The sequence below is a fragment of the Paraburkholderia sp. J8-2 genome, from assembly GCF_905220195.1.
In the GTDB taxonomy this organism is placed as follows: Bacteria; Pseudomonadota; Gammaproteobacteria; order Burkholderiales; family Burkholderiaceae; genus Paraburkholderia.
Window position 1 is genome coordinate 251,288 of sequence record NZ_CAJMZA010000004.1, and the last position, 22,627, is coordinate 273,914.

General features: G+C 65.6%; 20 protein-coding genes. 8 read left to right on the forward strand and 12 right to left on the reverse strand.

Features of this window, described 5'->3' with window-relative positions; translation table 11 throughout:
* Nucleotides 1-28: 28 nt before the first annotated feature.
* Nucleotides 29-949 (reverse strand): ferritin-like domain-containing protein, encoded by a 921-nt coding sequence (locus tag U5A52_RS12430; protein WP_321934902.1) that lies wholly within the window; start codon nt 947-949, stop codon nt 29-31.
* Nucleotides 950-1,137: 188 nt separating this feature from the next.
* Here U5A52_RS12430 and U5A52_RS12435 point away from each other — a divergent pair, with 188 nt between their 5' ends.
* From U5A52_RS12435 to U5A52_RS12445, 3 genes are all read left to right on the forward strand, one after another.
* Entirely contained in the window at nt 1,138-1,662 is a 525-nt protein-coding gene (locus U5A52_RS12435) for a gamma carbonic anhydrase family protein (RefSeq protein ID WP_321908935.1), read from the forward strand.
* 77 nt (nt 1,663-1,739) lie between these two features.
* Nucleotides 1,740-2,705 carry an Hsp33 family molecular chaperone HslO gene (hslO, locus tag U5A52_RS12440; protein ID WP_321908936.1) on the forward strand — a complete coding sequence of 322 codons (966 nt, stop codon included), beginning with the start codon at nt 1,740-1,742 and terminating at the stop codon, nt 2,703-2,705.
* A gap of 164 nt (nt 2,706-2,869) precedes the next feature.
* On the forward strand, nt 2,870-3,271 hold the full coding sequence (locus tag U5A52_RS12445; RefSeq protein ID WP_321934903.1) for a hypothetical protein: 402 nt from the start codon (nt 2,870-2,872) through the stop codon (nt 3,269-3,271).
* A 96-nt stretch (nt 3,272-3,367) separates the two neighbouring features.
* On the opposite strand, the gene ftsB is transcribed toward U5A52_RS12445, so the two are convergent.
* From ftsB to U5A52_RS12490, 9 genes are all read right to left on the reverse strand, one after another.
* Nucleotides 3,368-3,790, reverse strand: coding sequence for a cell division protein FtsB (gene ftsB / locus U5A52_RS12450; protein WP_321934904.1), 423 nt, complete (start codon nt 3,788-3,790; stop codon nt 3,368-3,370).
* Between the two features lie 101 nt (nt 3,791-3,891).
* Nucleotides 3,892-5,175, reverse strand: coding sequence for a phosphopyruvate hydratase (eno, locus tag U5A52_RS12455; protein WP_103703989.1), 1,284 nt, complete (start codon nt 5,173-5,175; stop codon nt 3,892-3,894).
* 335 nt (nt 5,176-5,510) lie between these two features.
* Nucleotides 5,511-6,365, reverse strand: coding sequence for a 3-deoxy-8-phosphooctulonate synthase (kdsA, locus tag U5A52_RS12460; RefSeq protein WP_321934905.1), 855 nt, complete (start codon nt 6,363-6,365; stop codon nt 5,511-5,513).
* Nucleotides 6,362-8,023 (reverse strand): CTP synthase, encoded by a 1,662-nt coding sequence (locus U5A52_RS12465; protein ID WP_321908940.1) that lies wholly within the window; start codon nt 8,021-8,023, stop codon nt 6,362-6,364. Before U5A52_RS12465 ends, kdsA begins: the two co-directional genes overlap by 4 nt.
* A 151-nt stretch (nt 8,024-8,174) precedes the next feature.
* Nucleotides 8,175-8,978, reverse strand: coding sequence for an alpha/beta hydrolase (locus U5A52_RS12470; protein WP_321908941.1), 804 nt, complete (start codon nt 8,976-8,978; stop codon nt 8,175-8,177).
* Between the two features lie 77 nt (nt 8,979-9,055).
* Nucleotides 9,056-11,689 carry a ComEC/Rec2 family competence protein gene (locus tag U5A52_RS12475; protein WP_321934906.1) on the reverse strand — a complete coding sequence of 878 codons (2,634 nt, stop codon included), beginning with the start codon at nt 11,687-11,689 and terminating at the stop codon, nt 9,056-9,058.
* 90 nt (nt 11,690-11,779) lie between these two features.
* A complete protein-coding gene (locus U5A52_RS12480; protein ID WP_321908944.1) occupies nt 11,780-12,568 on the reverse strand; it encodes a TatD family hydrolase in 789 nt (262 codons plus the stop codon).
* 21 nt (nt 12,569-12,589) lie between these two features.
* Complete coding sequence (gene lolD, locus U5A52_RS12485; protein ID WP_321908945.1) at nt 12,590-13,321, reverse strand: lipoprotein-releasing ABC transporter ATP-binding protein LolD; 732 nt, start codon at nt 13,319-13,321, stop codon at nt 12,590-12,592.
* The gene (locus U5A52_RS12490) at nt 13,314-14,567 is read right to left on the reverse strand and encodes a lipoprotein-releasing ABC transporter permease subunit (protein ID WP_321908947.1); all 1,254 of its coding nucleotides are present in this window, start codon (nt 14,565-14,567) and stop codon (nt 13,314-13,316) included. Before U5A52_RS12490 ends, lolD begins: the two co-directional genes overlap by 8 nt.
* A 341-nt stretch (nt 14,568-14,908) precedes the next feature.
* On the opposite strand from U5A52_RS12490, the gene U5A52_RS12495 reads away from it, so the two are divergent.
* The 5 genes from U5A52_RS12495 (at nt 14,909) to U5A52_RS12515 (ending at nt 21,787) form a co-directional block, all read left to right on the forward strand.
* Nucleotides 14,909-16,036 (forward strand): regulator, encoded by a 1,128-nt coding sequence (locus U5A52_RS12495; RefSeq protein WP_321908949.1) that lies wholly within the window; start codon nt 14,909-14,911, stop codon nt 16,034-16,036.
* 33 nt (nt 16,037-16,069) lie between these two features.
* Nucleotides 16,070-17,776: a single-stranded-DNA-specific exonuclease RecJ gene (recJ, locus tag U5A52_RS12500; RefSeq protein WP_321934907.1), complete on the forward strand. Its 1,707-nt coding sequence runs from the start codon at nt 16,070-16,072 to the stop codon at nt 17,774-17,776.
* A gap of 106 nt (nt 17,777-17,882) precedes the next feature.
* Nucleotides 17,883-18,987 (forward strand): peptide chain release factor 2 gene (prfB, locus tag U5A52_RS12505; RefSeq protein ID WP_321908951.1). Its coding sequence is split into 2 segments (ribosomal slippage): nt 17,883-17,963 and nt 17,965-18,987, totalling 1,104 coding nucleotides; the frame shifts between segments, so codons are not numbered across the junction.
* Between the two features lie 211 nt (nt 18,988-19,198).
* Nucleotides 19,199-20,734, forward strand: coding sequence for a lysine--tRNA ligase (lysS, locus tag U5A52_RS12510; protein WP_321908954.1), 1,536 nt, complete (start codon nt 19,199-19,201; stop codon nt 20,732-20,734).
* A 315-nt stretch (nt 20,735-21,049) separates the two neighbouring features.
* The gene (locus U5A52_RS12515) at nt 21,050-21,787 is read left to right on the forward strand and encodes a glycine zipper 2TM domain-containing protein (protein ID WP_321908955.1); all 738 of its coding nucleotides are present in this window, start codon (nt 21,050-21,052) and stop codon (nt 21,785-21,787) included.
* 106 nt (nt 21,788-21,893) lie between these two features.
* Here U5A52_RS12515 and iscX read toward each other — a convergent pair whose 3' ends face one another.
* On the reverse strand, nt 21,894-22,091 hold the full coding sequence (gene iscX, locus U5A52_RS12520; RefSeq protein WP_028204168.1) for a Fe-S cluster assembly protein IscX: 198 nt from the start codon (nt 22,089-22,091) through the stop codon (nt 21,894-21,896).
* Nucleotides 22,092-22,121: 30 nt separating this feature from the next.
* On the reverse strand, nt 22,122-22,463 hold the full coding sequence (gene fdx / locus U5A52_RS12525) for an ISC system 2Fe-2S type ferredoxin (RefSeq protein ID WP_158757575.1): 342 nt from the start codon (nt 22,461-22,463) through the stop codon (nt 22,122-22,124).
* Nucleotides 22,464-22,627: the final 164 nt, after the last annotated feature.

A 22,627-nucleotide genomic window follows, 5' to 3' on the forward strand; every position in this document is an offset into this window, starting at 1 on the left:
TATATAGACGCTGAGCGTCTGCGCCAGGTCATTCGTTCGAGTAACGTTCCGTTGACTGCCGCGTGGCGGCCTGCTCCGCCGCATCCTGGGCCGCCAGCGAAGCCAGTTCGGCCTCGTCGAAGCCCGCCGAGCGGCGCGCTTCGAAGTTGAACGGCCCGCGCATGCGCGGCGCGTGGTACTGCTCGGCGAGCGCGAGCCACGCCGCGTGCGGGTCGAGACCGCGCGACTCGCACAGGTGGCGGAACCAATGGTTGCCGATGCGCACGTGCCCCACTTCGTCGCGCAGGATGATGTCGAGGATCGCAGCCGACTCGTCGTCGCGGGCCTGTTTCAGGCGCGCGCGAATGGGCGGCGAGGCGTCGAGCCCGCGCGCCTCCAGCACGCGCGGCACGAGCGCCATGCGTGCGAGCACGTCAGTGCTTGTGCGCTCGCACATCTCCCACAGGCCGTTGTGCGCGGGGAAGTCGCCGTACACGTGACCATAGTCGGCGAGGCGCGCGCGCAGCAGGGAGAAGTGATACGCCTCTTCCGCCGCGACCTTGAGCCAGTCGGCGTAGAAGGCGTCGGGCATGGCGGGGAAGCGCCACACGGCGTCGAGCGCGAGATTGATCGCGTTGAATTCGATGTGGGCCAGCGCGTGCAGCAGCACCACGCGGCCCTGCGGCGTGCTCATGCTGCGGCGTTGCAGTTCGCGCGGCTCGACGAGCGGCGGCTCGCTCGGGCGGCCAGGCAAGCCGGCCGGCGTCGCAATGTCGCGTTGCGGCTCCCAGTGCGGCGCCGCGGCCTGAGCCTGACTTTGCGCGTGCAGCGCGCGGACCGCGTCGGCCTTGGCGGCCGGGTCGCACTCGCGCAGCGCGGCGAGCGCGGCGAGGCGCCAGCAGGTGGACGCGTCACCCAGTGAAGTTGAGACGTCAGCGCTTGCGCTGGCAGCGGAGAAAACGGAATTCATCGGCAGAAGAAACAGGGACCGAAAAACGGGGAGCACCCAACCTTTGTGCGAAGCCGCCCAAACCTGCCCCAAGCGGACCGCGCACGCAACCGTTTACAATACGCGATTCACCTGCCTCGCGTCGTCCGCATCCATTGCGTGACGCCCGCGGACCGGCAGCAGCCCCCAATATCAGGAGACTCGACACCGTGGCCATCTACAAGCTTGGCGAAGCCGCACCGACCATTCACGAAAGCGTGTTCGTCGCGGACAACGCGACCGTCATCGGCAAGGTCGAACTGGCCGAAGACTCGAGCGTCTGGTTTGGCGCAACGCTGCGCGGCGACAACGAGCCGATTACCGTCGGCGCGCGCAGCAACGTTCAGGAAGGCGCGGTGCTCCACACGGACCCCGGCTACCCGCTCACGCTCGAAGCGAACGTGACGGTAGGCCATCAGGCCATGCTGCACGGCTGCACCGTGAAGGAAGGCGCGCTCATCGGTATTCAGGCCGTGGTCTTGAATGGCGCGGTAATCGGCCGCAACTGTCTGGTTGGCGCGGGTGCGGTGGTCACGGAAGGCAAGGTGTTCCCCGACAACTCGCTGATTCTCGGTGCGCCGGCCAAAGTCGTGCGTGAGCTGACCGAGGCCGACATCGCCGGCCTCAAGCGCAACGCGGATGTCTACGCGCAGCGTCGCGAATTTTTCAAGGCGCAGCTCGTGCGCATCGGCTGAGAGCCGCAGGTGAGAGTGACAAGCTCTCGCCGTGCGGCGCGGGCCGCGCCGCCCCGATTCAAACGAAGGAAAAGATTGTGAACGACCAGTTGCAAAAATTCATGTTCAGCGCCGCCCCGGTGCGCGGCGAGATCGTCTCGCTGGGCAACGCGTGGCAGGAAGTGCTCAAGCGCCGCCAGTATCCGACGCCGGTACGCACCGTACTCGGAGAAATGATGGCGGCGTGCGCGCTGCTCTCGGCGAATCTCAAGTTCGACGGCACGCTGATTATGCAGATCTTCGGCGACGGCCCCGTGAAGATGCTGGTCGTGCAGTGCGGCTCAGATCTGACAATGCGCGCCACCGCGCGGCTCGGAGAAGACTTCACGGGCGAAAACGCCCTGCCGCTCAGCGAAGAACTCACGTTCGCCGACCTCGTGAATCCGGACGGCCAGGGCCGCTGCGTGATCACGCTCGACCCGGCGAAAAAGCAGCCGGGCCAGCAGCCCTACCAGGGCATCGTGCCGCTGAACGGCGAAGACGGCAGCCCGCTCAAGTCGATCGCCGCCGTGCTCGAGCATTACATGCATCACTCGGAACAGCTCGACTCGCGCCTGTGGCTCGCCGCAAACGACGACCGCGCGGTCGGCATGCTGCTTCAGAAGCTGCCGGGCGACGGCGGCATCGTGCCGCATCAGGGCGAGCACGACCTCGATACCTGGGAGCGCGTCTGCACGCTCGGCGGCACGCTCACGCGTGACGAAATGCTCACGGAAGACGGCGAGACGTTGTTCCGCCGCCTCTTCTGGCAAGAAAATGTGCGTCACTTCGAGCCGCTTGCGCCGCGCTTCCAGTGCTCGTGCTCGCGCGAGAAGGTGGGCGCGATGCTCAAGATGCTGGGCCGCGACGAAGTCGATGGCGTGATCGAAGAACGCGGTCATGTCGAGATTCATTGCGACTATTGCAACCAGCGCTATGAGTTCGACCCGGTGGATGTCGCGCAACTTTTTGCCGTGACGGGGCTCTCAGAAAGCGTGAGCCCCGCTGCCGAGCGTCGCCACTGAGGCGCGCCGAAGCGCACCAGGGCACACTGAGCCGATAACGCCTATGTGGCGCAACGCGTGTTGCGCCGCCGCCCTGTACAGCAGCGCGTAGACGGATGTCCGAACCGAAATGCGGGCCAGCCGTCATCTCAAATTATTTAGGCGTCCGATAGATGGAGAGAAGCATGATCAAGAACAAACGCTTCGCACTTCCGTTGCGCGACCGCACGCCGCGCGTGGGCGCGCTACTCGTGTTGGCTGCACTCGGCCCGACCGTTGCATCGACGAGCGGCTGCATGATGGACCCGCCCGGCCCATCGCCGATCTATAGCCGGCTGCCCGCGGCGCAGTCCGGCCTTCCCGCCGCCGCGCCAGTGCTCACGCCCGACGAAAAAGCGCGCTACGACGCAATCGACCGCCAGGTGCTCGCGGAACAGGACAACACCATGGCAGCGGAAGCTGCCGCACAGGCGTGGTCGCGGGCCTACGCGCCGCCCGTCACGGTCTACGGCAGCTATTACAGCGGCGGTTGGGGGCACGGCTGGGGCACGGGTATTGGCTACGGCTATCCGGGTTGGGGCTGGTAATCACGCAGCTTTCCAGCGCGAACGCGTAAACGAAAAAAGGCGCGGCTCAATGCCGCGCCTTTTTGCTTGCCCGCGTGCTCAGAACAAGCGGCGCACTCAACCCGCCTTCTTCGCTTCCTTCCCGTGCCCGTGCCGCTTCTCAGGAACACGCGAAACGGGGTTCGGCACCACCCTCACCGGCGCTGCCGACATCTCGCCGCGCGTCGAGGTATTCGACGAACCGCTCGGCGTCACAGGTGGCGTCTGGTTCGGCGAGACGAACTGCACGAACACCTCGCTGTCCTTCACCATGCCCATTTCGTAGCGCGCACGCTCCTCGACAGCAGCGGTGCCGCTCTGCAGATCCTGCACTTCGCCCGCAATGCGCTCGTTGCGCAGTTTCTCGTCGTCGTTCTGCTTTTGCTGCTGGGCGAGCTGCTGCTGCAGTTCGTGCACACGCAGCCAGCCACCATGGCCCCACCAGAGCGGATACTGAATCAGCACAAGCAGGATGATCAGAACGACAGTGACAAGCCGCATGAAAGGTGCCGGATAAATACACGCCGCCCTGCGCTATACGCAGGGCGGCGGAGAGAGATGACGAAGGGTGACAGCAAGGCTGCTGCCGGCGCAGGTTCCGCTTAACGCAGGTTATAGAACGCCGACTTGCCCGGGTAGCTGGCGATATCACCGAGATCTTCCTCGATGCGCAGCAGCTGGTTGTACTTCGAGATGCGGTCCGAACGCGAGAGCGAACCGGTCTTGATCTGACCCGCGTTCAGGCCCACGGCGATATCAGCGATCGTCGAGTCTTCAGTTTCGCCCGAACGGTGCGAGATCACGGCCGTGTAGCCGGCGCGCTTGGCCATTTCGATTGCCGCGAAGGTTTCCGTCAGCGTGCCGATCTGGTTGATCTTGATGAGGATCGAGTTGGCGATGCCCTTGTCGATGCCTTCCTTCAGGATGCGCGTGTTGGTCACGAACAGGTCGTCGCCGACGAGCTGGACCTTCTTGCCGAGCTTGTCGGTCAGCAGCTTCCAGCCGGCCCAGTCGGACTCGTGCATGCCGTCTTCGATCGAGACGATCGGGAACTTGTCGGCGAGCGTTGCCAGGTAGTCGGCGAACTCGGCCGACGACAGCTGCAGGCCTTCGCCCGCGAGCTGGTACTTGCCGTCGTGGTAGAACTCGCTCGCGGCGCAGTCGAGCGCGAGCAGCACGTCTTCACCGGCGCGGTAGCCAGCCTTTTCGATCGCTTGCAGGATGGTCGAAAGGCATTCGTCGTTGCTGCCGAAGTTCGGTGCGAAGCCGCCTTCGTCGCCCACTGCCGTGCTCATGCCGCGATCCGAGAGGATCTTCTTGAGCGCATGGAACACTTCCGCGCCGCAACGCAGCGCTTCGCGGAAGGTCGGCTGGCTCACCGGCACGATCATGAATTCCTGAATGTCGAGGCTGTTGTTCGCGTGCGCGCCGCCGTTGACGATGTTCATCATCGGCACCGGCAGTTGCATTGCGCCCGAACCACCGAAATAGCGGTACAGCGGCAGGCCGGCTTCTTCAGCGGCGGCCTTCGCGACGGCCATCGACACGGCCAGCATGGCGTTGGCGCCGAGACGCGACTTGTTGTCGGTGCCGTCGAGCTCGAGCAGGGTCTTGTCGAGGAAGGCTTGTTCCGACGCGTCGAGGCCCATGATCGCCTCGGAGATTTCGGTGTTGATGTGCTCAACGGCCTTCAGCACGCCCTTGCCGTTGTAGCGGCCGGCTTCGCCGTCGCGCAGTTCGATCGCTTCGCGCGAACCGGTCGACGCGCCCGACGGCACCGCTGCGCGGCCCATCGTGCCCGATTCGAGCAGCACGTCGCATTCGACGGTGGGATTGCCGCGCGAATCCAGAATCTCGCGACCGATGATATCTACGATTGCACTCATGGTTTCCTCAGGAAATGACAGTAATTCTTGCGCGAGCTGCGCCGCCTGCTGCATCGGCCCGCGAGGCACAGTTTCTATGCTCGCTCGGGGCACACCGTCACATGGGACAGGCTGCGTGCTCGCCAGGTTCAACTTGCCGCAGCGCGTCGGTCACGCTCCAGTGACCGAGACGCTGCCACGCTGCCTTGTACATCGAACGCGGTGCGTTGGCGCCGCTGCGCACAGCATGATGTCGTTACGTGACATTTGCCATGCGCGCGGTCCTGCGCCGCGCTGCTCCTCCATCGCGCCGCTCATGCAATCGAAGCGGCGCGCCGTACTACGTAATTCCCAACTCAGCTGAAGTCGCTCTCGAGGAACGGCGTGCGCTTGACCGCCTGGTCGAGCGTCACGAGGGTTTCGAGCAGATCGGCCATGCGGTTCAGCGGCACGGCGTTCGGACCGTCGGACTTGGCCTGCGCAGGGTTCGGGTGCGTCTCCATGAAGAGACCCGCCACGCCCGTGGCAACGGCCGCGCGCGCAAGCACCGGCACGAATTCGCGCTGACCGCCCGAGCTCGTGCCCTGCCCGCCCGGCAACTGCACCGAGTGGGTCACGTCCATCACGACCGGTGCGCCGGTCTCGCGCATGATAGCGAGCGAACGCATGTCCGAGACGAGGTTGTTGTAACCGAACGAAACACCGCGTTCGCAGGCGAAGAAGCGGTCTTCGGAAAGACCCGCCTCACGCGCGGCTTCGCGCGCCTTGTCGATCACGTTCTTCATGTCGTGCGGCGCGAGGAACTGGCCTTTCTTGATGTTGACCGGCTTGCCCGAGCGCGCGCACGCGTGGATGAAGTCGGTCTGGCGGCACAGGAACGCAGGCGTTTGCAGCACGTCCACGACCGACGCCACGGGCCCGATCTCTTCTTCCGAGTGCACGTCGGTCAGCACGGGCAGACCGAGCTGGCGCTTCACTTCGGAGAGGATGCGCAGGCCCTCGTCCATCCCGAGGCCGCGAAACGACTTGCCGCTCGAACGATTGGCCTTGTCGTAGGACGACTTGTAGATGAACGGGATACCGAGCTTCGACGTGATTTCCTTCAGGCGGCCCGCCGTGTCGATCGTCATCTGTTCAGATTCGACGACACAGGTGCCTGCGATCAGGAAAAACGGCTTGTCGAGACCGACCTCGAAACCGCACAGATTCATGCTTTCTCCTCGGCGCGCGCCTCATGGTGCGCGACTGCCGCTTCGACATACGCCTTGAAGAGCGGATGGCCGTCACGCGGCGTGGACGTGAATTCCGGGTGGAACTGGACGCCGACGAACCACGGGTGCATGTCGCGCGGCAGTTCCATCATTTCCGGCAGATCTTCCGACGGCGTACGGGCGCTGATGATAAGGCCGTTCGCCTCGAGCTTGGGCACGTAGCCGTTATTGACTTCATAACGGTGACGGTGACGCTCGTTCACATCCTTGCCATAGATTTCCGCCGCGAGCGTGCCGGGCTTGATCGGGCAGCGCTGCGAGCCGAGGCGCATCGTGCCGCCGAGGTCGGAGTCTTCGGTGCGCTTCTCGACCTTGCCTTCGCGGTCGGCCCATTCGGTGATGAGCGCGACGACGCGGTCGGGCGTGTCCGGATCGAATTCCGTGCTGTTCGCGTGCTTCAGTCCCACCACGTCGCGCGCGAATTCGATCACGGCGAGCTGCATGCCTAGGCAGATGCCGAGGTACGGCACCTTCGCTTCGCGAGCGTACTGAATCGCCTTGATCTTGCCTTCGGTGCCACGACGGCCGAAACCGCCCGGCACGAGGATCGCGTCGAGATGCTTGAGGCTCTCGACACCCTCTTCGTCGATCTGCTCGGAGTCGATGTACTCGATGTTCACCTTCGCCGACGTCTTGATCGACGCGTGGCGCAGCGCTTCGATGAGCGACTTGTACGACTCGGTGAGGTCGACGTACTTGCCGACCATACCGATCGTGACTTCGTGCTTCGGATGCTCGAGCTTCTCGACCATTTCCGACCAGATCGACAGATCGGCGGGCTTGGCGGAAAGCTTCAGCTCGTCGCAGACGATCGAGTCGAGACCCTGGTCGTGCAGCATCTGCGGAATCTTGTAGATGCTGTCGGCGTCCCACACCGAGATCACGGCGTCTTCGGGCACGTTCGAGAACATCGAGATCTTCGCGCGTTCGTCGTCGGGAATACGGCGGTCGGCGCGGCACAGCAGCACGTTCGGATAGATACCGATTTCGCGCAGCTTCTGCACGCTGTGCTGCGTGGGCTTGGTCTTGAGCTCACCCGCCGTGGCGATGAACGGCACGAGCGTGAGGTGCACGAAGCACGCGCTGTTGCGGCCAAGGCGCAGGCTCATCTGACGCGCGGCCTCGAGGAACGGCAGCGATTCAATGTCGCCCACCGTGCCGCCCACTTCGACGATCGCGACGTCCGGCTCGCCACACGTCGCCGATGCGGCGCCGCGTTCGACGAACGCCTGGATTTCGTTCGTGATGTGCGGAATGACCTGCACGGTCTTGCCCAGATAGTCGCCGCGGCGTTCCTTGCGGATCACCGATTCGTAGATCTGGCCCGTGGTGAAGTTGTTGGCCTTGCGCATCTTCGTGGTGATGAAGCGCTCATAGTGGCCGAGGTCGAGGTCGGTTTCCGCTCCGTCTTCCGTCACGAACACTTCGCCGTGCTGAAACGGGCTCATCGTGCCGGGGTCGACGTTGATGTAGGGATCGAGCTTGAGGAGGGTGACTTTCAGACCGCGCGATTCGAGGATCGCGGCGAGGGAGGCGGCGGCAATACCCTTGCCAAGGGACGAAACTACGCCGCCGGTGACGAAAACATATTTGGTCATCGCTGAATGCTCGCGGGAAAAACGGATTATACCTGAAAGCAAGGGCTAACCCTGAATTTTGAGCGGGCCGAATGTGGGTCGAATGCGAGGCGTAGTGTGTCGCCCTGCGTGCTCCCCTGCCCCGCAAGCAACAGCGCCGGAAAGCCGGCGCTCAGGCTCCGTTTTCCATGGCGTAAAGCATGCGCTGCACCGCGCGCGCGGTCTCGATCGGACGCTCCATGGGGTACAGATGACTGCCCTCGATCCACTCAAAACGCTCGCCCGCAATGCGCCGGGTTGCCGCAAGCCCGACCTGGCGGACTTCGCGCGACTGCGTGCCCGCGACGAAGCTCACCGGCACGGGCGAGCCGTGCGCGAGCCGCGCGCCGAGCGTATGCGGCAGCGTGCGGTAGATCATGTATTCGGTCTGGCGGTCGAAGGCGAGCGTGCGGCCGCCGTCAACCGAGGTCTGAGGAATGCCGAAGTCGACATAGTCGGACAGCACACGCTCGTCCCAGCGCGCGAACGCCGCCTTCGAATGGAAATGCCGCCAGGCCTCGTCGCGGCTCGCCCAGTTCGTGCGGCGCGTGCGCGTGGCGGCGGCCGGTGAAAGCCGTTCGTCGAGGCCGGTCCACTGCGAAACCCGCAGCATGCTGCTGCGCCAGCCCGCGATCACCGGCGAATCGAGCATCACGACGCCTTTGACCCATTGCGGCTTTTTCAGCGCGGCCATAAGAGAGAGGTAGCCGCCGAGCGAATGGCCGACGAGCCATACGGGTTCCTCGTAGGTGCGGCCAATGTCGTCGAGCAGTTGTTCGACGAGATGCGGCCAGTCGCGCGTGACGGGAAAGCGCGCGTCGTGCCCGATGCGCTCGATGTAACGCAGTTCGTAGTTATCGCCCAGTTCGGCGAAGAACGTGCGATAGATCGAGGCCGGAAAGCCGTTTGCGTGCGAGAAATGGATGACGTTTTTCAAAGGCGGCTTGTCTCTCTATTTTGTTGATCTCTTTCGTCGATCGCGCGTGCGTCCCTGCCTCTGCCGGCCCGGGCGCGTCAGTCCTGCGTGGGCGGGTCCATCCAGTAGCGCCGCTGTGTATCGCGATAGCGCTCCACGGCGAGCGCGCCGGGTCCTGCCTCGACGCGCACGGCACCGTGGGCGTCGCTGCGCGCGAGCACGATGTGACGGGCCGCGTAGCGCGCGTAGACACCCGGATGCGGGTGATGAAAGCGGTTCAGATAGCCTACCTGAAATATCGCGACGAGCGGCCGGGCAGAGTCGAGGAACGGTTCAGTCGACGAGGTTCGGCTGCCGTGGTGCGGCACGACGAGCACCTGCGCGCGCAGCCGCGCAGGGTCGCGCGCAAGCAGCGTACGCTCGACCCCCGCTTCGATGTCGGTGGCGACCAGCGCGGAAACCGGGCCCGCCTGGGTTTCGCGCGCGGCGCTCGCCGCCGTTGTCACCCGCAGGACGCAGCAATGCGCATTGGGTTTGCCCGCGAGCGGCCCGGGATCGGGCCACAGCACCTCGAAGTCGACGCCGTCCCACCGCCAGCGCTGGCCGGCGGCGCACTGCACGGTCTGCGCGCCCTTTGCGCGCGCGCTCGCCCAGAGCGGATGCGCGGGCAGAATGCCTGCCACGAATTGCCCCACATCAACGGCATCGAGCACGGCTTGCGCGCCGCCGGAATGATCGGAATCGTCGTGGCTGATCATCAGCGCGTCGAGGTGCCCTATGCCATGCGCCTGCAGATACGGTACGACAATGCGCTCGCCCGCCTGCGTCGATTCGGGCCCTGGGCCCGCGTCGAAAAGCACGCGATGATGCGCGGTTTCGACCAGCACCGACGCACCCTGCCCGATGTCGAGCGCGGTGAGCCGGAAAGCGCCCGGCGGCGGCCCTGTGGGCGCGGGCACCAGTAACGGCAGCCACGTGAACGGCGCGAGCCAGCGCAGCGGCCAGCCGCGCGGCGCAAGACACCAGGCGACGCCCACGGCCGCGCAGGCGAGCGGCCACGCTCCGGGTTGCGGCAATCGCAGTACCGCCCACGGCAGGCCTTCGAGTGCGCCCAGCGTTGCGGCCAACCCGTCGAGGCAGCTATGCGCCACGCGTAGCGCGAACGCGTCGATTGGTGCGGGTAGCGCCGCGCTCCCGATGACCAGTGGCGTGACAAGCATGCTCACCCAGGGAATGGCAAACGCATTGGCGAACGGTCCGATTAGCGGGATCTGCGCGAACCAGTAAGCCGTGAGCGGCGCGAGCGCCAGGGTGACGGCCCATTGCACGCGAGCGCTATCGCCCACGCGCGAGGCAATGCGTCGCATCGCCTCACGCCAGCCGCCTCGCGGTAAGGCCATGGCGGCGAGACGCCGAAGCCAGCGGTCGCGCGCGGGTGGCTCTGCGGGTGGTTCGGCTCGGTCGCGCATCGGATCGATCTCGTCAGCCGATAAATCCTGTGGCGCTTCCCTGTACAAACGGGGCACGCCGCTCGCCGCGAACAGAATCGCCCCGACCGCGCAGAACGAGAGCCAGAAGCCGGCGGCCGTCACTGCCCATGGATCGCGCAGCAGGACAAGCCCAAGCGCCCACGCCAGCACGTGCGAGCGCGCGACTTCGCGCCCGGCGAATAGCGCGAGGGCCACGACCGCCAGCATCCAGAGCGCTCGCTGCACCGGCACGTTGAAGCCGGCGAGCGCCGCATAGATGCCCGCCGCGAGCAACGCGCCCGCAACGGCAACCTTCTGCGCGGGCACAAAGAGCGGCGCCTCGACGCCGCGCCAGCGCGCGCGCCGCCACATCGCACCGACGACCCACCCCGCGAGCCCCGCGACGAACGCAAGATGCAGCCCGGAAATCGCCACCAGATGGCTCGTGCCCGTATTGCGCATGAGACGCCAGTCCGCGTCGCTGACCGCGTCCTGCGCGCCTGTCGCGAGCGCGATAACGATGCCGCGATGCGGCGCATCGCCGAGCACCGCGTCGATGCGCGCACGCAGCGCCGCGCGCGCCCGTTCGATGCGCACGCCGACACCGGAGGCGTCGACGGGCAATCGCACAGCCCGCGCCGGATCGCTCACATAGCCGGTTGCGCGCACGCCGCGCGCGAGCAGTGTGGCCTCCGTGTCGCGCAGACCGAAGTTGCCATTGCCGTGCGGCCGTTTGAGCCGCACGGCAAGGCGCCAGCGCGCGCCGGGCACGAGCGGCGGCAGCGGCGCTTCGCGCGCCACCCAGGACAACTGGATCAATTGCGGCAGCCGTGACGTGGCTTTGTGTGTTTCTTCGTGCAGCCCCCAGGATTCAACGCGAAAGAGGAAGCTCGCGCCGTTTTCGCCGTAAGAAGGCAAGCTGGAGATAGAGCCAGTGACGTCGAGATTGCGCGTCTGCCAGGCGGCGGGAAGCGCCTGTGCAAGCCGCAGTTCGGCGCGCCAGGCCGCGTAGCCGAAGCCTGCGCATCCTGCTGCGAGCCACACCGCCGCCCAGCCGCTCGCCGTGCGCCAGCGTTGGTCGCCAAACGTGCCGAACATCCGTGGGTCATCTGCCTGCGCATGGGCGCCGAGCCCCCAAACCGCCCACCCGGTTGCAAGCACGATTGCCAGAACGAGCCCGACCCACGCGCCCCACCCCGGTAGCGCAGCCTGCCGCTGCAAGGCAATCACGCCCAGCGCAAACCCGCACCATATCGCCCGCATCCTGCCTCCTCGCAACGAGGGGGCAACATGCGCCGACCGCAACAATCACGCCGCGCACACCGCGCGCCGTACCCGCCACCCTGGAAACGATTATGCAGACGAAAGCGCGAGCCGCGGCAGCGCGGCCGCAGCGTTAGCCGTCGTGCCAAGTGCAAGTTCCGCGGGACTCAAGCCGCGCAAGCCCGCAAGCACGGCACCGATGCGCGGCACCTGGTCGGGTGTGTTGCGCTCGCGATAAAGCCAGGCTGGCGAGATATCGGGGGCGTCGGTTTCCATGACGATTGCCTCGAGCGGCAACTGCTGCGCGAGCCTGCGAATCTGCAGCGCGCGCTCGAACGTCAGATTGCCGCCGAAGCCCAGGTGCATGCCTTGATCGATGAACGCGCGCGCCTGCTGAAAACTGCCGTTGAACGCATGCGCGATCCCGCTTTTCACGCCGTTGCGGCGCAGCCCCTTGAGCACCTGATCCTGCGATTTGCGCACGTGGCAGATCGCCGGCAGGCCGAACTCGCGCGCGAGGCGCAGCTGCGCGTCGTAGAAGTGCTGCTGACGTGCGTCGTCGAGGCCCGGCACGAAGTAATCGAGCCCGATCTCGCCGATGCCAACGAAACGCGGATCGTCGAGACTCGCTTCGATCTCGCGGCGCAACGCCTCGAGGTCTTCGTCGCGCGCCTGCGGCGTATAGAGCGGATGGATGCCGAGCGCGTAGACCGCGCCCGCGGTGCGGTGCGCGAGCGCGCGAACCGTCGAGAAGTTCTCGCGCGCGACCGCCGGAATCACGATGCGCGACACGCCCACCGCTTGCGCCGCCGACGCGACCGCGTCGCGGTCAACGTCGAACTCGGCGGCATCGAGATGGCAGTGCGTGTCGATCCACATGGCGCTCGCTCGCGGGAAAGCTCAGACCGGGACGACCGGTTCCTCGTGCAGCATGCCGTCGCGCAAACGCACAATGCGGTCGCAGCGCGCCGCGAGGTCGGGATCGTGCGTGACGATCACGAAGCTCGTGTCGAACTGGTCGGAAAGTTCGAGCATCAGGTTGAAGACGGTATCGGCCGTCGTGCCGTCGAGGTTGCCCGTGGGCTCGTCGGCGAGCACGCACGCGGGCTTCGTCACGAGCGCACGTGCGATCGCCACGCGCTGGCGCTCACCGCCCGAAAGCTCGCCCGGCCGGTTGCGCGCACGATGCGAGAGGCCCACGCGCTCCAGGATCTGCATCGCCTCGGCGCGCGCGTCTTCCTGCGTCATGCGGCGAATGCGCAGCGGCATCGCCACGTTGTCGAGCGCCGAAAACTCGGGCAGCAGATGGTGGAACTGATAGACGAACCCGAGCGCGCGATTGCGCAACTCGTTGCGCTCGCGCTCGGAAAGCTCGGTGAACGGCTTGCCGAGCACCGAGACCTTGCCCGCGCCCGGCTCATCGAGCCCGCCCAGCACGTGCAGCAGCGTGCTCTTGCCCGAACCCGACGCGCCCACCACGGCGAGCTTTTCACCGCGCTTCACTTTGAGATCGGTGTCGTGCAGCACCTGCACGGCAAGCGCGCCCTGGCCGAACACCTTCGAGACGCCGTGCGCTTCGAGCACGTACGGATAGTCGCCGGCCGCGGCGATCAGCGATTGACGGTCATTCATAGCGCAGCGCCTCCGCAGGACGAACCTTGGCCGCACGCCAGCTCGGATAGAGCGTGGCGAGCGCGGACAGCACGAACGCAATCACGCCGATGCGGATCACGTCGGAAGCCACGAGTTCCGAAGGCAGCTCGCTGATGAAATACACCGAAGGCGGCAGGAACTGGATGCCGAGCAGATGCTCGATCGCCGGCACGCTCCATGGAATGCTCCATGCGATCAGGCAACCGAGCGCAATGCCGAGGCCGGTGCCCACGAAGCCGATCGTCACGCCCTGCACGACGAAGATTTTCATGATCGAGCCCGGCTGCGCGCCGAGCGTGCGCAGGATCGCGATATCGGCCTGCTTGTTGGTGACGGTCATGACGAGAGACGAAACGAGATTGAACGCCGCGACCGCGATGATGAGCGTGAGGATGATGAACATCATGCGTTTTTCGATCTGCACGGCCGAGAACCAGGTCTTGTTCTGCTGCGTCCAGTCGCGGATATAGAGGTCGCCCGAGAGCGTATGCACGAGCTGGCGCGCCACCGCCGGCGCGCGTTGCATGTCCTTCAGGCGCAGACGCACGCCGCTTGGCGCGCCAAGACGATACAGCACTTCCGCGTCGCGGATGTTGGTGAGCGCGAGCGTGCTGTCGTACTCGTAGTGGCCCGATTCGAACACGCCCACCACCGTGAACTGCTTCAGGCGCGGCAGCATGCCGGCCGGTGTGATCGAGCCCTCGGGCGCGACGAGTGTGACCTTGTCGCCCACAGTCACGCCAAGGTTCACGGCGAGATCGGCGCCGAGCACGATACCGAAGCTGCCGGGCGTGAGGTCGTTCAGGCTGCCCGCCTTCATCTCCTTGCCGATGTCCGACACCTGCGGCTCTTCGGAAGGCTCGATACCGCGCAGCGCGACGCCGTTCACGCTGTCACCGCGCGTGAGCAGCGCCTGGGCGTCCACGTAAGGCGCCGCGCCGATCACTTCCGGATTGGTCTTCGCTTCCTTCGCGGTGAGCTGCCAGTCTGGCATCGTGCCCGTGGGCGAAAAGATCTCGATGTGCGCGAGCACGGAGAGCATGCGGTCGCGCACGTCGCGCTGGAAGCCGTTCATCACCGAGAGCACGACGATCAGCGCCGCGACGCCGAGCGCGATGCCCGACATCGAGATGAGCGCGATGAACGAGATGAACCCGTTGCCGGTCGTGCGTTTGCCAGCGCGGGTGTAGCGCCAGCCTATCTGCCATTCGTAGGGAAGTTTCAAGCGAATCCTTTTTGCGTCTTCGTTGCGCTCCGGCGGCGCGTATTGACCCTGGGTGACCCTGGGGCCAGTGCGCCGGACGCCCGAACAATATCGTGCCGGGTCGGGCGGCGATCAACCGCGAAGTTTGCCATACTGGCGCCCCTCCACGGACATTCGACCGACTTTCGCCGGCGTTCGCACAAACTTGCGCGCCTGCGACACGCACGGCCCGCGGGCGTTTGCCCGCCCTCTCCTTCGAGCCGCATTTCGCCCACAAGTGCCGCAGCACAAGCATAGCGGAGCGATGCCGGCCCGTTGCGATACGCCAGAGGGCCGCCCGGCGTGCCAGGCGCCGAAGTACAATGCGCACCATCATGCCCGCCGACCGACTCCATCTCCTCGTCCCCTTTGCCTTGCCGTCCGCTGCGGCCGCGTCCACGGCGCTCGCGGGCCTCGAATATCCGGCGCTCGCGAAACTGGTTGCGCGCGCGACACTCGGCGAGCAGGTGATCGGCGAGGACTTCCAGCGCACGCTGCCGCACGAGCGCTGGGTTGCGCGCCAGTTCGGCGCGCTCGGTGCGGCGAACGCAAACGACGCAAGACCCGCGCCGGCCGCCGACGACGAAGCGCCCCTTGCGCCCTACATGCTGCTCGCCGATGGCGGCACGCCAGGCAACGCCACGTGGGCATGCGTGCAGCCCGTGCACGTGCGCATCGCGCATGACCACCTGGTGCTGATCGACCCCGCCTCGCTCGAACTCGCCGACGCCGACGCCGCCACGCTCTACACCGTCGCCCGCCCGCTGATCGAAGAGCTGGGCGTGCGCGTCGAGGCTCCGACGCCGCAGCGCTGGTACCTCTCCTCAGAAGCGTTCGGCACGCTCGCGGGCGCTTCGCCCTTGCGCGCGAGCGGCCGCAACATCGAGATCTGGCTGCCGCACGAGGCCCAGTCGGGCCAGCGTTCGCGCGCGTGGATGAAGGTGCAGAACGAAGTGCAGATGGCGTGGTTCGAGCATCCTGTGAACGAGGCGCGCGAGGCGCGCGGTCTGCCCGCCGTCAATTCGATCTGGTTCCACGCGCAAGGCGAGCTGCGCCCGGTCACGAGCCCTTATGCACGCGTGCGCTCCGACGCAGCCGCCACACGTGGCCTGGCACTCGCCGCGAAGTCGGAAGTCAGTGCCGCGCCTGCGACCTTCGCCGCGCTCGCAGCCTCGCTCAACAACGGTTCGGGCACGGGGGCGACGCTCGTCGAACTCGATCCGTTTTCAGCCGCCTTCATCCAGCAGGACTGGGGCCGCTGGAACGCCGCGTTCGCGCAACTGGAGCGCGACTGGTTCGCGCCCGCGCTCGCCGCGCTGCAAACGGGCGCGCTCGCCGCGCTCGACCTCACGCTGTGCGGCGACACCGGCTCGGTCACGCTCTCCATCACGCGCGGCGATCTGCGCAAGTTCTGGCGACGCCGTCTGTTCGCGTCGCTCTTTATCGAATGATCCCCGAATGACCTCTTTCTTCCGCACTCACGCATGACCCGAATCGTCACCCGCGCCTGCTCGCCCGCCGACACCGAAGCGCTCGTGCGCCACGGCCTGCATCCGGTGCTCGCACGCCTTTACGCCTCGCGCGGCGTCTGCCAGCCCGACGAGATCGAAACCGGACTCGCGCGCCTGATTCCGCCCACGGGCATGAAGGGCATCGACGAGGCCGCCACGCTGCTCGCCGACGCGCTTGAAGCCGATTGCCGCATGCTCGTGGTCGCCGACTACGACTGCGACGGCGCAACCGCCTGCGCCGTGGCCGTACGCGGCCTGCGCATGTTCGGCGCGCAGATCGACTATCTGGTGCCGAACCGCTTCGAGTATGGCTACGGCCTCACACCCGAGATCGTCGCGCTCGCCGCCCAACGCAAAGGCGGGCCACCCGACGTCCTGATCACGGTGGACAACGGCATCGCCAGTGTGGAAGGCGTCGAAGCCGCCAACGAGCTCGGCATCGAAGTGCTCGTGACCGATCACCACCTGCCGGGCGACACGCTCCCCGACGCGCGCGCCATCGTCAATCCGAACCAGCCGGGTTGCGAGTTTCCGAGCAAGTGCATCGCGGGCGTGGGCGTCATGTTCTACACGCTGCTCGCGCTGCGCGCGGAATTGCGCAAGCGCGGCGCGTTCAGCGATGGCAAGCCCGAGCCGCGCCTCGACGGCCTGCTCGATCTCGTCGCGCTCGGCACCGTGGCCGACGTCGTGAAGCTCGACTGCAACAACCGCGTGCTAGTCGCGCAGGGCTTGCAGCGCGTGCGCAACGGCCGCATGCAGCCGGGCATCGCAGCGCTCTTTCGCGCTGCGGGGCGCGACGCGAAAAGCGCGTCGGGCTTTGACTTCGGTTTCGCGCTCGGGCCCCGTCTGAACGCAGCCGGCCGGCTTTCGGACATGTCGCTCGGCATCGAATGCCTGACCACCGACGACGTGGGCCGCGCGTGGGAACTCGCCCAGCAGCTCGACTCGATGAACCGCGAGCGCCGCGAGATCGAGGCGGGCATGCAGCAGCAGGCGCTTGCCGATCTCGCCGATGTCGACCCGCAAGGCAAGGCGACGCTCACGCTGTTCAACGAAGGCTGGCACCAGGGCGTGATCGGCATCGTCGCGGGGCGCCTGAAGGAGCGCTTTCACCGCCCTTCGTTCACCTTCGCCCCGGCCGACGACGACGGCGAACTCGTGAAAGGCTCGGGCCGTTCGATCCCCGGTTTCCATCTGCGCGACGCCGTCGATCTCATCAGCAAACGCGAGCCGGGCCTGATCCAGAAGTTCGGCGGCCACGCCATGGCCGCGGGCATGACGATCGCCGCCGCCGATGTGCCGCGATTCGCCGCCGCGTTCGAACGCGTGGGCCGCGAATGGCTCACCGAAGAAGCGCTCGCCCGCACCGTCGAGACCGACGGCGATCTCGAAGACGCCTACTTCACGCCCGATTTCGTGGAGATGCTCGATGCCGCCGTGTGGGGCCAGGGCTTTCCGGCGCCCGTGTTTTCGGGAGAATTCGAAGTGGCTTCGCAGGCGCTCGTGAAAGACAAGCACCTCAAGCTGCAATTGCTGCGCGGGCGCCAGCGCTTCAACGCGATCTGGTTCAATCACACCGAGTCGCTGCCGCAGCACACCACGGTCGCTTACCGGCTCGTGCGCGACACCTGGAACGGCGTCTCGCGCGTGCAACTCGTCGTGGAGCACGCGGCGCTCTGAGTCCGCCATGAGCGCGTGGGCGCGGGCCCTCAGATGGTCCGCGCCGTCCTTGATCCGGGTCCAATCGGCTATAATTCAATGTTTTACACGCCGGATCACGACACAAATGGAAGCGGAACGTCTCAACGCGATCGAAGCCCTTTTGGCGGACCTGCGCATGCGCGCGGGCGAGCTACGGGGGTATCTTTGACTACGACGTAAAAGCCCGACGGCTCGTCGAAGTCAACAGCGAACTCGAAGACCCCAACGTCTGGAACGACGCCAAGCACGCCCAGGGTCTCGGCAAGGAAAAGAAGCTGCTCGAGGGCGTCGTGCACGTGCTCGACGGCATCGAGAACGACACGCGCGACACGCAGGATCTCTTCGAGATGGCCCGCGAGGAAGGCGATGAGGACACGCTCGTCGCCATCGAAACCGACACTCACGCGATCGAAGCACGCGTCGCCGACGTCGAGTTCCGCCGCATGTTCGCGAATCCGGCCGACCCGAACAACGCGTTCATCGACATCCAGGCCGGCGCCGGCGGCACCGAGGCGTGCGACTGGGCTTCCATGCTGCTGCGCCAGTACGTGCGCTACTGCGAACGCAAGGGCTTCAAGACCGAAGTGCTCGAAGAGTCCGAAGGCGACGTGGCCGGCATCAAGAGCGCGACGATCAAGGTCGAAGGCGAATACGCCTACGGGTTCCTGCGCACCGAAACCGGCATTCACCGCCTCGTGCGCAAGTCGCCGTTCGACTCGTCGGGCGGGCGTCATACGTCGTTCTCGTCGGTGTTCGTGTATCCGGAAATCGACGATTCGTTCGAGATCGAAGTCAATCCGGCCGATCTGCGCATCGACACGTACCGCGCTTCGGGCGCGGGCGGTCAGCACATCAACAAGACCGACTCCGCCGTGCGTATCACGCACGTTCCGTCGGGCATCGTCGTGCAGTGCCAGAACGACCGCTCGCAGCACCGCAACCGCGCCGAAGCCATGGCCATGCTCAAATCGCGCCTGTACGAAGCCGAAATGCGCAAGCGCCAGTCGGAACAGGACAAGCTCGAAGCGGGCAAGTCGGACGTGGGCTGGGGCCACCAGATCCGCTCTTACGTGCTCGACAACAGCCGTATCAAGGACCTGCGCACCAACGTCGAAATCAGCAACACCAAGGCCGTGCTCGACGGCGATCTCGACGCCTTCATCAGCGCGAGCCTGAAACAGGGCGTGTAAGCTTGCCGCACGCCACGGGCGCTGCAGAACACCGCATGCCGCCCTCTCCTGCTGCGCCGCCCGCCTCGACTGCGAGGCATGCGGCGCGCAGCAGGAACCGAAGTCCGCTTATCTGCGCGCCGTGCGCGCCGTGTCCCGCGAAGGACCACACCGGGGCCGCCGCCCCGAAAACTCGCCGAAACACCTGCGAATCAAAGAACTCCGAGCCATCATGACCGAACCGACCCAGCAGAACGCGCCCAGCGCCGCGCCCGAACTCGACGACAACCAGATCATCGCCGAGCGTCGCGAGAAACTGCGCGCACTGCGCGAGGCAGGCGTCGCCTATCCGAACGACTTCCGCCCCACCCACCACGCCGCCGACCTGCAGCGCGACTACGCCGACACCGACAAGGACGCGCTCGAAGCGAATCCGCTCGAAGTCGCCATTGCCGGCCGCATGATGCTCAAGCGCGTGATGGGCAAGGCGAGCTTCGCCACGGTGCGCGACGGCTCGGGCCAGATCCAGTTCTTCATCACGCCCGCCGACGTGGGCGAAGCCACCTACGAAGCGTTCAAGAAGTGGGACCTGGGCGACATCGTCGCGGCCAAGGGCGTGCTGTTTCGCACCAACAAGGGCGAGCTTTCGGTCCGCTGCACGGAACTGCGCCTGCTCTCGAAGGCACTGCGCCCGCTGCCGGACAAGTTCCACGGCCTCTCCGACCAGGAAATGCGCTATCGCCAGCGCTATGTCGACCTGATCGTCACGCCCGAAGCGCGTCAGACGTTCCAGGCGCGCACCAAGGCAATCTCGTCGGTGCGCAACTTCATGGCGAACGCAGACTTCATGGAAGTCGAAACGCCGATGCTGCACCCGATCCCGGGCGGCGCGGCCGCCAAGCCGTTCGTCACGCATCACAACGCGCTCGACATGCAGATGTTCATGCGCATCGCGCCCGAGCTGTATCTGAAGCGTCTGATCGTGGGCGGCTTCGAGCGCGTGTTCGAAATCAACCGGAATTTCCGTAACGAAGGCGTTTCGCCGCGTCACAATCCGGAATTCACGATGATGGAGTTCTACGCGGCGTACACCGACTACGCGTGGCTCATGGACTTCACCGAGCAGCTGATCCGCCAGGCCGCCATCGACGCGAGCGGCACCGCCGTGCTGACGTATCAGGGCCGCGAACTCGACCTCTCGAAGCCGTTCCATCGCTTGACGATCGTCCAGGCGATCCAGAAGTACGCGCCGCAGTACACGAACGAGCAACTCGCCGACGCCGCCTTCCTGCGCTCGGAACTGAAGAAGTTCGGCGTGGACGCAAACCAGCCGCAGTTCCTGAATGCGGGCGTGGGTTCGCTGCAACTGGCGCTGTTCGAAGAGACCGCCGAGTCGCAGCTGTGGGAGCCGACCTACATCATCGACTACCCTGTCGAAGTTTCGCCGCTTGCTCGCGCCTCGGACACGCTGCCGGGCATTACCGAGCGCTTCGAGCTGTTCATCACGGGCCGCGAGATCGCCAACGGTTTCTCGGAGCTGAACGATCCGGAAGACCAGGCCGCCCGCTTCAAGAAGCAGGTCGAGCAGAAAGACGCCGGCGACGAAGAAGCGATGTTCTACGACGCCGACTACATCCGCGCGCTCGAGTACGGCATGCCCCCGACGGGCGGCTGCGGCATCGGCATCGACCGCCTGATCATGCTGCTCACGGACAGCGCGAGCATCCGTGACGTGATCCTCTTCCCGCACCTGCGCCGCGAAGACTAAGCGCAAGCTCTGCCTGACATGACGGGGCGCATGCGGTTCACACCGCATGCGCCCCGTTTCTTTATGGCATCTCAACGCCCAGGTTTGTAACCATCGGTAAGATCTGCCGGCTAGCGCAACGGCTGAAACGGGCACATCCATTGCGCCAGCGTGGAAAACCGCGCTGTGCAACGCTGCGCGACGATTGCGCACTGTTCGTCACAATGCCGCCGATGCGCCGGGTTACAAATTGAAACGCTCACAGAATTGGATTGGCTCACACTGGGTCTCACAAGTCTCACAAGCGAGCCAACTCTGCCAAAGACGGAGCCTGTCATGAACACAACTGATCCAATCACACCGAAACGCCGCCTCCACCCATTGATCGCAACCGCGGCGGCGGCCGTCATCGTCGCAAGCCTCGCGGCCACCGCAGCCATCACCGGCGTTTTCCCGAAAGCCTCCAGCACCACCGAGCAAAGCGCTCAGGTGCAGACGGGCCAGACGTCGATGATGGCTTCACAGCCGGCTGTCGTTGACTCGACGAGGCCGGTGCAGGCTTCGCAATACGCGCAGAACGACCAGAATGCGCCCACCGAGACGCAACCGGCGCCGGTACAGGCTCAACAGCCAGCGGCCGTGCCCGTCGCGCCTGCGCAGCAATATGGTCAACAGCCTGGCCAGCCGCCGCAGCCTTCGCAACAGCAGTACGCACAGGAAGCGCCGCCCGCCCAGCCCGCGTGTTCGACGTGCGGCACGGTCGTCGCGATTTCCGAGGCAAAGCAAGAAGGCCACGGTACCGGTATCGGCGCAGTGGGCGGCGCGGTGGCCGGCGGCGTGGTCGGCAACCAGTTCGGCTCGGGTAACGGCCGCACGGCCATGACGTTGCTAGGTGCACTCGGTGGCGGCTTCGCGGGCAACTCGGTCGAAAAGCACCTGCGCAGCACGACAACCTATTCGGTGCGCGTGCGCATGGAGAACGGCAAGACGCGCTACTTCACGTATCACGAAGCGCCGCCGTTCCAGCAGGGCGAGCGCGTGCGCGTGGAGAACGGCACGCTGGTCGCGGGTTGATTGCGCTGACGCCGGGAAGCTAGTTGCGCAATAAAAAAGGCGATTTGCCGTAAGGGCAAATCGCCTTTTTCTCGTCTTTTCGTCTGCTTCGCGGGCGTGCCGGGAATCAGTAGTCCGCGTCTTCGATCCACGCCGCCTGGATCGCCTCGAGAATCTTCTCGTTCGAGCGCTCGGGGTCGTCGTCGAAGCCGTCGAGCTGCGTGATCCAGCGGTGCAGATCGGTGAAGCGCACGTACTGCGGGTCCACTTCTGGATGGGTGTCCGTCAAGGCCATCGCGATGTCCTGCGTATCGGTCCATTTCATGGCTGCGCGCTCCTCCTGATGTTCAGTGGCTCAGTGGTTTTCCTTCGCGTGGTTGATCGAGTAACGCGGAATCTCGACCACCAGATCGTCGTTCGCAGGCACGATGGCCTGGCACGACAGCCGCGATGTCGGCTCGAGTCCCCACGCCTTGTCGAGGAGATCGTCTTCGTCTTCCTCGGACGGCACGAGCGCATCGAAACCTTCGCGCACGATCACGTGACAGGTCGTGCAGGCGCACGACTTCTCGCATGCGTGCTCGATTTCGATACCGTGTTCGAGCAGCGCGTCGCACACGCTCTCGCCCGGCTTGGCGTCGATGACCGCACCCTCAGGGCACAGTTCGACATGGGGCAGCACCACGATTTGAGGCATTGTGATTTCCGTATCCAATAACTTTCATATCGGGCGCATGCCCCGCCTCCGACGGCGGCATGTGCCCATTCTACTGTCGGTGCGTGCTCCGCCACATCGGGAAAGCACGCACGCGCGCGCCGTTTGCTAACGACGCGTTCACCTTTAAGCTGTTGAGGTTTCAG